At 42.3% G+C, this 15892-nt stretch carries 12 protein-coding genes; 6 read left to right on the forward strand and 6 right to left on the reverse strand.

Annotation, left to right across the window (positions count from 1 at the left end; genetic code table 11):
• Positions 1–74 precede the first annotated feature (74 nt).
• From MUS1_RS10125 to arsH, 4 genes are all read right to left on the reverse strand, one after another.
• Entirely contained in the window at positions 75–1658 is a 1584-nt protein-coding gene (locus MUS1_RS10125) for a peptide chain release factor 3 (protein WP_036162164.1), read from the reverse strand.
• A gap of 223 nt (positions 1659–1881) precedes the next feature.
• Positions 1882–2232 carry an arsenate reductase (glutaredoxin) gene (arsC, locus tag MUS1_RS10130; RefSeq protein ID WP_156924882.1) on the reverse strand — a complete coding sequence of 117 codons (351 nt, stop codon included), beginning with the start codon at positions 2230–2232 and terminating at the stop codon, positions 1882–1884.
• A 30-nt stretch (positions 2233–2262) separates the two neighbouring features.
• Positions 2263–3279, reverse strand: a complete 1017-nt coding sequence (arsB, locus tag MUS1_RS10135; RefSeq protein ID WP_036162166.1) for an ACR3 family arsenite efflux transporter — start codon at positions 3277–3279, stop codon at positions 2263–2265.
• Between the two features lie 29 nt (positions 3280–3308).
• The gene (arsH, locus tag MUS1_RS10140; protein WP_036162168.1) at positions 3309–4028 is read right to left on the reverse strand and encodes an arsenical resistance protein ArsH; all 720 of its coding nucleotides are present in this window, start codon (positions 4026–4028) and stop codon (positions 3309–3311) included.
• A 245-nt stretch (positions 4029–4273) separates the two neighbouring features.
• Between arsH and MUS1_RS10145 the strand changes: the two genes are divergently transcribed.
• From MUS1_RS10145 to phnE (MUS1_RS10170), 6 genes are all read left to right on the forward strand, one after another.
• Positions 4274–6235, forward strand: coding sequence for an ATP-binding protein (locus MUS1_RS10145; RefSeq protein WP_036162278.1), 1962 nt, complete (start codon positions 4274–4276; stop codon positions 6233–6235).
• The gene (locus MUS1_RS10150; protein WP_036162169.1) at positions 6236–7603 is read left to right on the forward strand and encodes a sigma-54-dependent transcriptional regulator; all 1368 of its coding nucleotides are present in this window, start codon (positions 6236–6238) and stop codon (positions 7601–7603) included.
• 223 nt (positions 7604–7826) lie between these two features.
• Complete coding sequence (gene phnD / locus MUS1_RS10155; protein WP_036162171.1) at positions 7827–8861, forward strand: phosphate/phosphite/phosphonate ABC transporter substrate-binding protein; 1035 nt, start codon at positions 7827–7829, stop codon at positions 8859–8861.
• A 103-nt stretch (positions 8862–8964) separates the two neighbouring features.
• Positions 8965–9750, forward strand: a complete 786-nt coding sequence (gene phnC, locus MUS1_RS10160) for a phosphonate ABC transporter ATP-binding protein (protein WP_036162173.1) — start codon at positions 8965–8967, stop codon at positions 9748–9750.
• Complete coding sequence (gene phnE, locus MUS1_RS10165; RefSeq protein WP_036162176.1) at positions 9738–10526, forward strand: phosphonate ABC transporter, permease protein PhnE; 789 nt, start codon at positions 9738–9740, stop codon at positions 10524–10526. Before phnC ends, phnE (MUS1_RS10165) begins: the two co-directional genes overlap by 13 nt.
• Before the next feature lie 21 nt (positions 10527–10547).
• Positions 10548–11345 (forward strand): phosphonate ABC transporter, permease protein PhnE, encoded by a 798-nt coding sequence (phnE, locus tag MUS1_RS10170; protein ID WP_036162177.1) that lies wholly within the window; start codon positions 10548–10550, stop codon positions 11343–11345.
• A gap of 112 nt (positions 11346–11457) precedes the next feature.
• Here phnE (MUS1_RS10170) and MUS1_RS10175 read toward each other — a convergent pair whose 3' ends face one another.
• Entirely contained in the window at positions 11458–14568 is a 3111-nt protein-coding gene (locus tag MUS1_RS10175; protein ID WP_036162179.1) for an efflux RND transporter permease subunit, read from the reverse strand.
• 12 nt (positions 14569–14580) lie between these two features.
• Positions 14581–15771 carry an efflux RND transporter periplasmic adaptor subunit gene (locus MUS1_RS10180; RefSeq protein WP_036162180.1) on the reverse strand — a complete coding sequence of 397 codons (1191 nt, stop codon included), beginning with the start codon at positions 15769–15771 and terminating at the stop codon, positions 14581–14583.
• Positions 15772–15892: the final 121 nt, after the last annotated feature.

Below are 15892 nucleotides of genomic sequence, written 5' to 3' on the forward strand. Positions count from 1 at the left end.
AACATTGTTTTGATAAATAAAATTTCCTAATGATTCGATTATCCACTTAACCAAGTATTTTAGTCAAGTATTGATCAGTGCTCACGGGTTGAACGGAAACGCACATCTGGCCATTTTTCTTCCGCCATCATTAAATTAACTCGTGTCGGAGCCAAATACGTTAAATGACCACCACCATCAATCGCTAAATTATCACGACATTTATTCTGAAACTCTTCAAATTTTTTCGGATCATCACATTCAACCCAACGAGCGGTATTCACGTTAACTGGCTCGTAGATACACTCAACTTTGTATTCATCTTTCAAACGGTAAGCAACCACTTCGTACTGCAGCTGCCCTACAGCACCAACGATTAATTCATTATTACGTTGAGGCATAAACAACTGAGTAGAGCCTTCTTCTGAAAGTTGTTGCAAACCTTTTTGCAACGCTTTCATCTTCATCGGATCTTTTAAACGTACTCGACGAAAAAGCTCAGGCGCAAAATGTGGAATACCAGTAAATTTCAGGTCTTCACCTTCAGTAAAAGTATCACCAATCTGAATTGTTCCGTGGTTATGCAAACCAATAATGTCACCAGAAAATGCCTCTTCAACACCTTCACGGTCACCCGCAGTAAAGGAAACTGCATCAGTCACTTTAATGTCTTTACCTAGACGACAGTGACGCATTTTCATACCGCGATTGTAGGTACCCGAACAGACTCGCATAAAAGCAATACGGTCACGGTGTTTCGGGTCCATATTGGCTTGTATTTTAAAAACAAAGCCTGAGAATTTTTCTTCTAATGCCGATACTTCACGTGTATTTGTCGCGCGACCAATAGGTGATGGCGCCCATTCAACAAAACCATCCAACATTTCACGCACACCAAAGTTAGATAAGGCAGTACCGAAGAAAACAGGCGTAAGCTCACCAGCCAAGTAAGCATCAAGTTCAAATTCATGGCTTGCACCACGAACCAACTCAATCTCGTCCATATAAGCTTCCCAATCATCGCCTAGCAATTCTTTGGCTTCATCTGATTCCAAGCCTTCAATGCGAATATCATCCATCAAGGTATGACCACGGCCACGAACAAAAACATGAATCGTATCGGTATAAAGGTTATAAACACCTTTAAAGAAATGACTCATACCAATTGGCCAAGTAATTGGCGCAGAGGCGATTTTCAAAACACTTTCCACTTCATCTAACAACTCAATCGGATCACGAATATCTCGGTCCATTTTGTTAATGAAGGTTAAAATTGGCGTATCACGTAAGCGACAAACATCCATTAATTTAATGGTTCGATCCTCGACACCTTTCGCGCCATCAATCACCATCAATACAGAGTCAACAGCCGTTAACGTACGATAAGTATCTTCAGAGAAATCTTCATGCCCTGGTGTATCAAGCAAGTTAACCATTCGATCATTATAAGGAAACTGCATGACCGATGAAGTAATGGAAATACCACGCTGTTTCTCCATTGCCATCCAGTCAGAGGTCGCGTGTTTATCACCTTTTCTGCCTTTTACAGAACCCGCTGTTTGAATCAGCTGGCCAAGCAGCAAAAGCTTCTCTGTAATCGTGGTCTTACCCGCGTCAGGGTGGGAAATTATAGCGAAAGTACGACGTTGCTCAACTTGATCAATAAACTCTTGGGACATGATAAATGGTCTTCTATGTGCATATGACGCGACCCAATAAAGAGTCACGTGAAAATGAGGTTAAATTGCGTGGCGCTATTTTCGCTGATTTTGCACTTCTTCACAATCAATGGTTTTACACAGTCACATCCCTAAACGTTATAAATAAAAAATGCTATCTGAGACGTAACCCTTCTTCGCTTAGCACTTTCTCCCCATCTTCTTTGACAAAACTCGCATCGGGCTATTTTTCCAATAAATCCAATATTGCCTCACTTGGACGGCAAAGCTTCACGCCTTTTGGCGTACAGACAATCGGACGATTTACGAGAACAGGATGCTCTAACATGGCTTCTAACAACACATCATCAGAAACAGATTCATCAAATAGACCCAACTCTTCCGCTGGCGATTTTGTTGTTCTTAAAGCCGTTCTTGGCGTTAAATCGGCTGCAGCAAACAACGCCAATAACTGAGGCTTCGTCCAACCTTCCTTAATATATTCAATTACTCTTGGTTCGAATCCAGCCGCACGAATAATTGCCAATACATTACGTGATGTTCCGCACTCAGGATTATGATGAATAACGACCATTTCAAATTCCTCGCTTTATGAATCTATTAATTATGGAAAGTATTTTCGCGTACGATTCGCAAACCACACCAAAGACAACATCACAGGCACTTCAACCAAGACGCCAACCACCGTTGCCAATGCCGCGCCAGAGTGCAATCCAAACAATGAAATTGCGACAGCAACAGCTAGCTCAAAGAAGTTCGATGAACCAATCATAGACGCTGGTGCCGCCACATCATGAGGAAGTTTCATTTTCTTCGCCAACCAATAAGCTAAGGCAAAAATACCGTAGGTTTGAATCAACAAAGGAATAGCAATGAGTAAAATAGTTTGCGGCTGATCCAAAATAGTATTCGACTGAAAACCGAACAAAAGAACAACCGTTGACAGCAAACCAACGATAGACCAAGGCTTCATGGTCGATAAAAAAGCATTTAATTTACTGTGGTCATCGCCTTTATCCAAACGTTTACGCGTCACAATACCAGCAATGAGTGGCACCAAAACATATAAAACAACCGAAAATAACAAGGTATCCCAAGGCACCGTAATATCACTGGCGCCCAATAAGAAACCTGCAATGGGCGCAAAGGCGAAAACCATAATAATGTCGTTAATGGACACTTGAACCAAGGTGTAATTAGCATCACCTTTTGTTAGCTGACTCCAGACAAACACCATCGCGGTACAAGGCGCTACGCCTAATAAAATCATACCGGCGATGTATTCAGACGCACTTTGAGGATCAACCCAACCGACAAATAACACTTTGAAAAATAACCATCCCAAAAACGCCATGGTAAATGGTTTAATCAGCCAATTAATCACCAAAGTTAATGCCAAGCCTTTCGGCTTTTTACCCACACCTTTAATGGAGGAGAAATCGATTTGTACCATCATTGGGTAAATCATCAACCAAATTAGAGCGCCTACGACTAAATTCACATGAGCATATTCAAAGGTCGCAACCAGAGAAAATACCTCTGGCACTAAGAAACCCAACGCCATACCAACGACAATCGCCAAACCAACCCAAACCGATAAATAACGCTCAAACAAGCCCATCTCGATACCTTCGCCTTAAAACAACACTATTAAATAGATTTTTGATTAACGCGTTTTGACAACGCTTCCGCGTTTTCTACACGTTCAGAATAACGATCTACTAAGACATTTTTGTTATCGCGCAACAACAGGGTAAATTTCATCAACTCTTCTACAACATCGACAATACGACGATAATAAGACGACTCTTTCATTCGACCCTCTTCGTCGAATTCTAGAAAGGCTTTCGCCACGGACGACTGATTAGGAATCGTCACCATACGCATCCAACGCCCTAAAATACGCATTTGATTAACCGCATTGAAAGATTGAGAGCCACCACTTACCTGCATCACAGCTAAGGTTTTACCTTGAGTAGGACGAACAGCACCAATACTCAAAGGCACCCAATCAATCTGGCTTTTTAAAATACTGGCCATCGCGCCATGTCGCTCTGGTGAACACCAAATTTGCCCTTCAGACCACATCATTAACTCACGTAACTCTTGAACTTTCGGGTGAGAACCATCATCACCATCTGGTTGAGGTAAACCTGTTGGATTAAAAATCCGGACATCCGCACCATACGATTCTAGTAAACGAGCACTTTCTTCTATCACCAAACGACTATAAGAACGCTCACGCAACGAACCATAAAGTAATAAAATACGCACAGGATGAGTCGACACACCAACACGAAACTGCTCAGCATTGGGACTTAAAAATTGCTCTTCATTTATATTAGGTAAACTGATATCGAGTTTTGTCATACACTTTCTCCAATCAGACCTTCGAACAAAAAACATGAACTCATAAGTCTGACATTTAAATATATGTTTATTATTATATATGGAAATTCATATGTCTATATGGTTTTAATTTCTCTGACTTAGTATTTTCTATTGCCACCCCTGCCCCTAAAGACAATATCAATAATAAAAAATCCAAAATGAAAACCATTAGGATTATGATGGGACACTTTTGTCCCTTAATCAGGGGAGAAAACCATGGATTATTGAGCCACGGAGTTGGCATCAATTTTTCATTAGAATATCCAATTATAAAAACAACAGGACAAGCACCAATGAATATTCCGTCGTTTTACTGGCTTCGCCATATTGGCATTGGCGGTAGGCTTTTTTTGGCCTTTGTGCTCATTTCTTCAATTACGATTGTTGCCAGTGGATTAGCCACTAATACGTATCTGCAACTGAGCGATCGCCTTTTACTGCTAAAACACCAAGACATTCCTGGTTTAGACGCTGCGGCTCGTCTGAATGATAAAAGTCGACTGATTGTCGCAACCGCGCCACTTCTGGTTACCAGCGACTCAAAAACGTCTCGCGAAAAAGCAATGGGTGAGCTACAGGCCGCCATCAGTGACATGGATGCTCTTATGAAAAACCTACCTGATTACAACCGCTATTTTCTTGAGCTTATTACTCAAATTCACAACAGCCTTACACTACTAAATCAAAGCGTAGAACGTCGCGAAGCCATTCGTCATGAATTAACCAAGCAATCCATACTCATTTTTCCTTTATTTCAAAACCTGACATCCCAAATCGATAAGCTAGATAACTCATCAGAATTAGATCAAATTATTAGTCGGCTTTATTACTTCTCAGGATTAATTGAAAAAGTGAGTAACGACTCATCCTTTAATGAATTGGACTACACCTTTTTACGGCTCGAAACACTGGGTCAAGAAATCACTCAATCCTTAGCACAACTGCCTGAAGCGCCTTTATCCTTGAATCAGTCATTACTGAGTTTTCTCGAAATAAGCTCTCGCCAAGGCGATCTTTTCCAGCTTAAAAATGAAGAGCTGAATTTACGCTATCAACAAAGTTTTCTCCTAGAAAATAGCCAACAGCATATCCAACAATTAGCAGCACAAATCAATCAATACACAAACTACACCAACACCAGCATTCGAGGCTCACTCGAAGGCGCAATTAAATCCATCAACAGCAGCATTCGAAATATTTTGCTTTTGTCTTTCATCAGTTTAGCTGTGGCTTGTGGTATCTCTTGGTTTTATGTACGTCGTAATGTTCTACAACGCATTATTGAACTACAACAAAATATGCAAGCCATCGCTAACTCTCAGCTGGATGTTCAAATACGCATTGTCGGACATGATGAAGTTTCTAGCATGGCGAAAGACCTTCAATATTTTCAAAAAACCGCCATTGAAGTAGAGCGTACTAATCACATCCTTGCGGCAGAAATCGAAGAACGTGTTGCCGCTGAAGTACAACTAAAAGCCACCCAAAACGAATTAGTACAAGCGGGAAAGCTCGCCGCTTTAGGACAGCTTGGTGTTGGTATTACTCACGAAATAAACCAACCTCTTACAGCCATTGCTAGCCATTTACATACGGCTGGTCGCCATATGGAGCAAGGCCAAATCAATAAGGCGCAAAACAGTCTAGATAAAGTGACTCAGCTACTCAACAAAATAACCCGCATCACGAAACACCTAAAAGCCTTTGCACGCGCGGCAGGTACAGAGCTTTCTCCGGTACTATTGGACAGCGTCATAAAAGACGCAATCGAACTCATGTTTAGCCAAATTAATGATCAAAACTGTACATTTCGTTATCAAGCTAGCAACTCGTCACTTTATGTTTTAGCCGAACCAATTCGCTTAGAGCAAGTAATGGTGAACTTAATCAGTAACGCCGTTGATGCCTTATCAAGCGCGCCTATTAAACAACTTTCCATAGAGGTTTATGAGTCTGACGATAAGGTCATGATCAACATCAATGACACAGGAACAGGAATAGAGAAAGATCAAATAGATAAGATATTTGATCCTTTTTTTACACAAAAAGAAGTGGGTCAAGGATTGGGATTAGGGCTGTCTATTAGCTACAACATCATCCAAGATTTTGGCGGACAAATGAGAGTTGTATCGTCACCCAATGAAGGCAGTAGCTTTACCTTAGAATTAAAAAAGGCAGAAAGATAAATGAACAACACAATAAAAATAATCATTATCGACGACGATCTAACCATCATCGAAGCTCTAACAGAAATGCTAGAGCTAGAAGGCTTTGAAGTAGAAAGCTACCTTAGACCCGACAAAGCGCTTATGTCACTCAGAAAAGCCAGTGCAGCGGTTATCCTCAGCGACGTAAGAATGCCAAAAATGGACGGTTTAAGTCTACTCGCGCACATTCAAGAATTGGATAATGAACTGCCTGTTTTGCTCATGAGCGGCCATGGAGATATTCCAATGGCAATAGAGGCCATGAAAGAAGGCGCCTATGACTTCCTGGAAAAACCGCTGCAACCTGCGCAATTGATCAGCCAACTACAACGTGCTGCAGACAAAAGGCAGCTTATTTTAGAGAATCGCAATTTAAAACAAAACATTGCCCAACAAACCGGATTAGAAGCACTCATTATTGGCGAATCTGCTTCAATCAAAAGTATTCGCCAACATATATCGTCACTTGCTCAGGCCAACATTGACACCATTATTTACGGTGAAACTGGATGCGGTAAAGATGTAGTTGCGCGAGCATTGCACCAATTCAGCCTTAGAAACAAAGGACGATTTATTGCCATTAACTGTGGAGGCATTAGTGAAAGCCTGATTGAAAGTGAGTTGTTTGGCCATGAAGCTGGCTCCTTCACGGGTGCAAACAAACGCCACATAGGCAAAATCGAAGCCGCAAACGGTGGCACACTATTTTTAGACGAAATAGAAACCATGCCACTTCCAGTGCAAATTAAATTACTGCGCGTTTTACAGGAGCGAACCATTGAACGCGTTGGTAGCACCACACCGATTCCCGTCGAGCTCACTGTCATTGCCGCCAGTAAGGACAATCTCGCGCTATTAGGGGAACAAGGAAAATTCCGTAAAGATTTATTCTATCGTCTCAATGTCGCCAGCCTAACCATTCCACCATTGAGGGATAGACCAGAAGACATCTTGCAGCTCTTTCATCATTACGCTCAAAAAGCGGCAGAGCATTTTTCTAAGCCTCTACCTGTTATTACCTCTTCGTTTATTGACCATTTAATTCAGCACCCATGGCCGGGAAATGTACGAGAACTTAAAAATGCGGCAGATCGATTTGTACTCGGAATCAGTGAAACGTCTCTGGCCTCAATCAAACGTGAAGATGACACCAACAGCAGTTATGAAGAACGCATGGGGCAATTCGAACGCCATATTATAGAAGAAGGTCTAAGAGCCAAAAGCGGTCAATTAAACGAAGCGGCTGAACTACTTGATATGTCTCGTAAGACTCTCTATCGAAAAATGAAGAAACATCAATTAGATAAACAACAATTCAGAATAGATGAAGAGGATGGACAGGAATGACCCATCCTATAGACAGTCATGAGACTAAAACGACCCAAGTAGAATAAAAAACACCATCTAAAACGATATAACCCTATGTTTTAAAAGAAATTACTTTCATTGGCACTTGCCTTGCAATAGATGAATCGACTTAGCATCAATGCCAAGTTGATTCATCTCCGACAATGTAACGTCCCGATCGGTGATCAAAAAAAATAATAATTACATCATGAGGAAAACAATAATGTCTATTAAATTACTGACTGGTTTAGCTCTTTCTGGCTCATTATTACTAGGCGCCAGCACAGCGTTAGCTGAAGATTGTGCTTATCGAGGCGTTTTAGACGATAAATTTTGTGACGATAACTATGACCTCGTTGCAGACCTACCAAAAGATTCAAAAGAATGGCGTGATCCTAGCACTCTTGTTTTTACTTACACTCCTGTAGAAGATCCTGCTGTTTATAAAGACGCATTCAGCGACTTCCAAAAATACCTAAGTGATGTCACTGGTAAAAAAGTCGTTTATTACACTGTTCATTCAAACGCAGCTGAAGTGGAAGCACTACGTTCTGGTCGTTTGCACATTGCTGGTTTTTCCACAGGACCAACAGGCTACGCGGTTAATTTAGGCGGCTTAGTTCCTATCGCAGTAAAAGGCACGGAAGAATCATTCCAAGGTTACAATTTGATTACTATCGTCCGTAAAGACAGCGACATTACCAAAATGACTGATCTAAAAGGTAAAGTTGTTGCTCATACGTCAGCGTCTTCGAACTCTGGTAACTTAGCACCACGCGCCTTATTCCCAGCATTAGGCCTTACACCAGATAAAGATTATGAAGTGAAATACTCAGGTAAACATGACCAATCTGTTATGGGTGTGCTTTCTGGTGACTACGACGCAGCTCCTGTTGCTTCTGATGTTTACAAACGTATGGTTTCAGCGAAACGTATCGACGCAGACGACTTTCGTACCATTTATACTAGTCCACGCTTTCCAACCTCTTCGTTTGGTTACGCTCATGACTTAAACCCTGAATTGGTTGAAAAAATCAAAGAAGCATTTTTCACTTTCCGCTTCCCTGCTGAAATGCAAAAAACCTTTGGTGGCGCTGATCGTTTCTTCCCTGTGACATACGCAAAAGATTGGCAAATAATTCGAGACATTGCGCATTCATCTGGAACAGCTTATACAAAAACTGGACTTAAGCAGTTAGCAGAAGCTGACGCAGCTAAAGCCGCAGCAAAACGAGCAAAAGAAGCGGCCAAAAAGTAACGAATAACCCTCGCGTTAATACACTTAAATTCATTTAAAGAAATAATCGCCAGCAGCCTGATTTCTCAGGCTGTCTGGAACTCTTTGCCTGTAGGAAAACATCATGTCTGTCACTCAAAGCGTCGCTGAGCGTTCAAGTTTCCTTGAAATTAGAAACTTAAAAAAAGAATACACTGCCGGTAATCCCATTTTAAAAGGGATAGATATCAACATAACCGAGCCTGGAATCATCGCCATTATTGGCCCTTCTGGCACAGGGAAAAGTACCTTATTACGTTGTATCAACCGACTAATTGATCCAACAGATGGGCAGATTTTATTTGATGACGCCGATCTTTGCTTAGCCAAAGGCGCTCAACTTCGCAAGCTACGACGCCAAGTGGGTATGGTTTTCCAAGAGTACAATCTTGTTGAACGTTTAACGGTTATTGAAAACGTATTAACCGGTCGACTTGGCTATATGTCAGCTTGGCAAGCGTGGCGCAGAAAATTCAGTCAAGAAGACATCAATACCGCATTTGAACTGTTAGACGCGGTTGGTCTAACCGAGCACGCATCCAAGCGAGCGGACAGCTTATCCGGCGGACAACGTCAACGTGTAGGCATCGCTAGAGCCGTTATGCAAAATCCAAAAATTTTACTTGCTGACGAGCCAACATCATCGCTTGACCCAAAAACAGCGGTGGAAATTATGGAGCTTCTAGAGCGCTTTTCTGAAGAAAAAAACATCCCTGCATTGGTTAACATTCATGATGTTAAATTGGCCAGTCGTTTTGCCAAACGTATGATCGGTATGAGTAATGGCGTTGTTGTTTATGACGGCCCACCAGAAGGCATTACAGATGAGCACCTAAAACAAATTTATGGAGGTGAGTCATGGCTGGTATAAATAAAGACCGAGAAAATCCATTCAAACACAACTGGTTTGTCAGCTCGATTTGGCTACTTGTCGTCTGTTATGTTCTGTACACGTTCAATGCAATGGACCTTAGCTGGGGACGAATCAACGAAGGCTTTGGGCATGCTGGTAATTTATTAGGTCGTATGATTCCACCTAATTTTAGCCGTTGGTCATTACTATTAAGCGGTTTAGTGGAAAGTTTAGAAATTGCGGTAATCTCAAGCATTTGTGGCATTTTTATCTCTCTGTTTTTAGGGTTATTTGCCGCTCGTAACATGATGCCAAGTTGGATCAGTTCGCCAGTACGTGGTGTTATCGCTCTTTGCCGTACCTTCCACCCTGTCATCATTGCGATCTTATTTGTTAAGAGTGTAGGGTTTGGCGCGTTAGCAGGAATTCTCACCTTAATCGTTGCTTCTATTGGTTTTATCGCCAAGTTGTTTGCTGAAGCCATCGAGGAAATCTCACTCAAACAAGTCGAAGCCATTCGTGCGACGGGTGCTGGTTTTACAAGCATCATCTTGTTTTCTGTGATGCCACAAGTATTTGCACGCTTTATTGGTTTCTCGACTTACCAGCTTGATTCAAATCTACGTAACTCAACCATGGTTGGCATCGTCGGTGCCGGTGGTTTAGGCGGAACTTTGTTTTCTGCTTTCCAACGCTTTGATTATGATTTTGTCGCAGCCATCTTAATCATCATTATTGCTCTTATTATGTTTGGCGAGTTTCTTTCCAACATTGTTCGCCGCATTTTTCGCTAGTTTGACCTAGGAGCCTATTTTATGAACACAATAGATCATCACTGGGAACGCTTTACCCTGAAACAAAAACTGTCTCGTTATGCCGTTTATTTGGTTCTCGTTATGGCATTTGTTCAATCTGTACAATCTGTCGAAGTTATCCCTGAATTTCTGCTTGATGCACCGGAACAAATGGGCGACATGTTTTCTCGTATGTGGCCGATGGACTTCGCTTATTATCCAGTCGCGGTTCACGATGCCATGATTGAAACGCTCAACATTGCGACACTAGGCACACTCATCACGCTTATTTTTGCCATTCCATTAGCATTAATGAACGCTAGAAACATCGTTGATTCTGCACTGTGTCAGTGGATATCTCGATTCTTTTTAGTGTCTTCTCGTTCAGTAAACTCATTGGTTTGGGCGCTACTTTTTGTTTCTATCTTTGGCCCCGGTGTCATTGCCGGTGTATTAGCCATTGCGTTTCGATCTATCGGATTTATCGGTAAATTGCTTGGTGAGGCTATCGAAGAAGTGAATATGGGCTCAATTGAAGCATTAAAAGCCACAGGTGCGTCTTGGTTCTCTATTCTGCTAAAAGGATATTGGCCTCAGGTATTACCTGCGTTCTTTAGTATTGTTTTGTTCCGCTGGGACATTAACGTTCGAGAATCTGCAGTACTTGGTTTAGTCGGAGCCGGCGGTATTGGTGTCGTGCTTGACGATTCAATGAACTTGTTCCAATGGGATCGTGTTGCCGTTGCACTATTGGCTATTTTTGTGATCGTTATACTTGCAGAAATTGTCGTGGTGAATATTCGTAAACGTCTAATGTAGTTTTAATCTTAATAACGTTTAGTAGGACACAATGTACAGCAACAAAAAAAGGAGCCTGATCGATTAAATCAAGGCTCCTTTTTTTATAATCATTACTTAGTACTTTATAGTGTTATATATCCGCTTCTTTTCGCTTTGGAAACATTCGGCGAACGATAACAAAGAATAAAGGGACGAAGAAAATAGCCAAGACGGTTGCCGTTAAGGTACCACCAACAATACCTGAACCGATAGAAATTCGGCTGTTTGCTCCAGCACCTGAAGATAACGCTAGCGGCAATGTCCCTACGATAAACGCCAAAGATGTCATAATGATTGGACGCAAACGTAATTTCGATGCCTCAACCGCAGCATCCCAAGCATTAGCGCCACCTCGATATGCTGTTTCTGCAAATTCTACAATCAAAATAGCATTTTTCGATGACAAACCTATGGTTGTTAACAAGGCAACTTGGAAATACACATCGTTTTCTAAGCCTCGTAAATGTGCGGCAGCGGCAGCACCAATGACACCTAATGGAATCACCAACATTACCGAGAAAGGCACCGTCCAGCTTTCATACAAAGCAGCAAGACACAAGAAAACCACCAAAATGGAAATCGCATACAACAATTGCGTTTGCCCTGCAGATAGTCTTTCTTGATATGACAAACCACTCCAAGCGCCAACAGACCCTGCAGGCATCTCATCAGAAAGGCGCTGTATTTCATCCATCGCCACACCGGAACTGATACCAGCGGCACCCGCACCGTCGATTTGGTATGACGCGGCACCATTAAATCGATTTAGAGTTTTTGGTCCGTAAGACCATTCACTTGTCATAAAGGCAGACATAGGCGTCATGGTGTTATCGCTCCCTCGAACATACCAATGTTGTAAGTTCTCAGGTGTCGCTCGATATTGCGCATCACCTTGCATATAGACCTTTTTCACACGTCCACGATCAATGAAATCATTGATGTAACTTCCAGCCCATGCGCTGGTTAATGTGGAACTAATGTTCGACAAAGACAAGCCCAGCGCAGACGCTTTTTCTTGGTCAATATCAATTTTCAATTGTGGTGCTTCAGATTCACCACCCAAACGAACGCCCGCCAATAATGGACTTGTTCGAGCGTTAGTCAAAAGTTCGTCACGCATTGCAATCAAGGTTTCACGACTCGTATTACCTGATGCCAATAACTGGAAGGTAAAGCCATTTGTTTGACCAAGGCCGCGGATAGAAGGCGGTATCAAAGAAAAAATACGCGCGTCACGAATTTTTCCAAGCGCACCATAAGAACGAGCAACAATAGCTCCGGCGCTGTCTTTAGGATCTTCACGTTGTGACCAATCTGTCAAAGCAGCAAAAGCAAGACCAGCATTTTGCCCACTGCCCATAAAGTTGAAACCAGACACGGTAAACAAGGCGTTTACATTATCTTTTTCAGTATTTAAGAAGTGATCTTCTACTTTACGCATGACTTCATCTGTACGAGATTGAGACGTCCCTTCAGGTAATGACACCATAACGATTACTCGACCTTGGTCTTCAGTCGGTAAGAAGCCTGTTGGCAAGTTATTCATCATATACGCCAAGCCCGCCACAATCAGACCGTAGCCTAACAACCAACGTACAGGTTGTTTTACCAGACGATCGACTCGACCTGAGTAACGGTTTGTCGCACGATCAAAATTACGGTTAAACCATCCGCCCAAACCGGTTTTAGGCATACCATGATTCGGCTTCAACAAAGTAGCACACAAAGCAGGCGTCAAGGTTAAAGCAACAATAACAGACAACACCATGGCTGCGATGATAGTCACAGAGAACTGACGGTAAATTACGCCGGCAGAACCACTGAAAAAGGCCATTGGTAAGAATACCGCTGACAACACGACCGCAATACCGATCAAGGCACTGGTGATTTCTTTCATAGACTTTATCGTGGCTTCTTTTGGCGAAAGCCCTTCTTCTTCCATGACCCTTTCTACGTTCTCTACCACTACGATGGCATCGTCCACCAGCAAACCGATCGACAAAACGACACCAAACATCGTCAAGGTATTAATGGAGAAACCAAAAACATCTAAAACGCCAAAAACTCCCAATAACACCACTGGAACCGCAATCGCTGGAATAAGCGTCGCTCGCCAATTTTGCAGGAAGATAAACATAACAATGATAACCAAAGCGATGGCTTCAAATAATGTCTTAATCACCTCTTCAATCGAGATTTTAATAAAGTCTGTGCTGTCTACAGGAAAGGCTAATTTATAACCATGGGGTAAATCTGGCTCTAACTCAGTCAATGCGGCTTTGACACCTTCAGAGGTTGATAAAGCATTAGCTCCAGGCGATAGCATTACCGCCATACCCGCGCCAGGGTGACCATTTAGGCGAACAATATTTGAGTAAGATTCGCTGCCAATTTCGACTCTGGCCACATCGCTTAAACGAACAGTCGCCCCACTATCATCATACGCTAAGATAATCTTTTCAAATTCTTCTACGGTTTGTAATTTAGATTGCGCTGTAACAGACACATTTAGCTCTTGTCCTTGAGCCGCAGGGAAAGCACCTAAGCTGCCCGCTGCAATTTGCGTATTCTGAGTACTGACTGCCGCAGAGACATCAGAAGGAATGAGGTTATAAGACGCCAATTTTAATGGATCTAACCAAATACGCATCGAATACTGAGAACCAAAGACTCGAAGGCTGCCCACACCATCCACTCGGGCAACGATGTCTTCAACGGTGCTCACCATAAAATCAGACACATCAAACGATGTGTCAGTGTCTGTTTCGTCGTAAATCGCGGCAACCAAAAGGAAGTCAGAGTTCGACTTTGTAACCGTCACACCACTCTGCTGAACAGATTCAGGTAAACTAGAGGTAACTTGTTGCACCTTGTTTTGCACTTGCACTTGCGCCAAATCCGCATCGGTACCTTGCTCAAAGGTAACCGTAATGGTCGCACTGCCTGTCGATGTACTGGAAGAAGAGAAATACAGTAAACCATCCAGACCCGTTAATTGCTGCTCAAGAACCTGTGTCACACTGTTTTCGACAGTTTCCGCTGACGCACCAGTATAGGTTGCAGAAATATTGATCGATGGCGGCGCCACATCTGGATATTGAGAAATAGGTAAGGTGGTAATCGAACCTAAGCCCGCCAGCATAATAGCTATGGAAATAACCCAAGCAAAAACCGGTCGGTTAATAAAAAATTGCGCTAACATTTCAATACTCCCTTAGTTCGAAGACGATGTTGTTGCTTCATTCTGTTCAAGCATTGAGCCTGTTTGAGTATCGAAAGTTAATTCAACGGCGGTCACTGCGCTTCCCGGTCTCACTTTTGATGATCCTTCCACAACAATTTTATCGCCTGCGTTAATACCAGAAGAAATTAACCATTGATTGCCAATGGCCTTTTCTGTTTTTAACGAGCGCTTTTCGATTGTGTTATCCGCAGTGACGACATAAGCAATTGGATTGCCTTTCACATCACGGGATACGCCTTTTTGAGGAACTAAAATACCCGCACTGTAAGTCGACTCATGAATCAAGCCGCGAACAAACATACCAGGAAGAAGTAAGTTATCAGGATTCGGGAACTCCGCTCGTAATGTCACACTGCCAGTAGATTCATCCACACTCACTTCACGCGCTTTTAGGACACCTTTGTATGAATACAAAGAACCGTCTTCTAACGTCAAAGACACTTCATTATCACCCGCTTCAATATCTTCGCCCATCAAGAGCGTACGCTGATTTAGCTGATCAAGACTGGTTTGAGATAAATCGACATAAATAGGATCAAGAGAACGAACAGTAGTCATCGCAGTGGTTTGACTGCCGGTAACCAAGGCACCAACCGTAACTTCTGAAATGCCGATACGACCAGTAATAGGTGACGTGATTTTGGTGTATTCCAAATTGATTTTAGCACTCTCTAAAGCCGCTTCTGCTTTCTTTTGACTCGCAACTGCTTCTAAATAAGCAACGTGGGCATCGTCACTGGCAGATTGAGAAACATTGTTTTGCTTACGCAATTCCGCGAATCTCTGATCGGTTTGACGAGCTGACGCTAAGATGGCGTTTGCAGACTCTAAATCGGCTTGCGCTTGCTTATAAGAAGAAACATACGTGGAATCATTCAATGAATAAAGAACGTCGCCCGCTTTAACTTCTTGCCCTTCTTCAAATAAACGCTGTTTTACCAAACCTCCTACCTGAGGTCTAATTTCAGCAACAAGACTTGCTGCGGTTCTTCCTGGTAATTCTGTTTTTAATTCAACTCTTTGGGGTTCAATAACCACAACACCCACTTCGACCTTAGGAGCTGATTTAGTAGCGGTAGAAGTAGGTTTAGCCTCTTCTTGGCAACCTACTAGAAGCACTAACAACAGTGCACCCGAAGCATATTTAAATTTTGTGAGCATTTATTTGAGTTCCTTTTAAATTAAAAACAATCATTGATCACTACTATAATGGATAGTAATACCTACAATGTAGGATGAAACGTGTAAATTTATGAAAATTGTCCCCTTTCAAGATTCAACC

Origin of the sequence: Marinomonas ushuaiensis DSM 15871, from assembly GCF_000521805.1 — a bacterium.
Lineage (GTDB): Bacteria > Pseudomonadota > Gammaproteobacteria > Pseudomonadales > Marinomonadaceae > Marinomonas > Marinomonas ushuaiensis.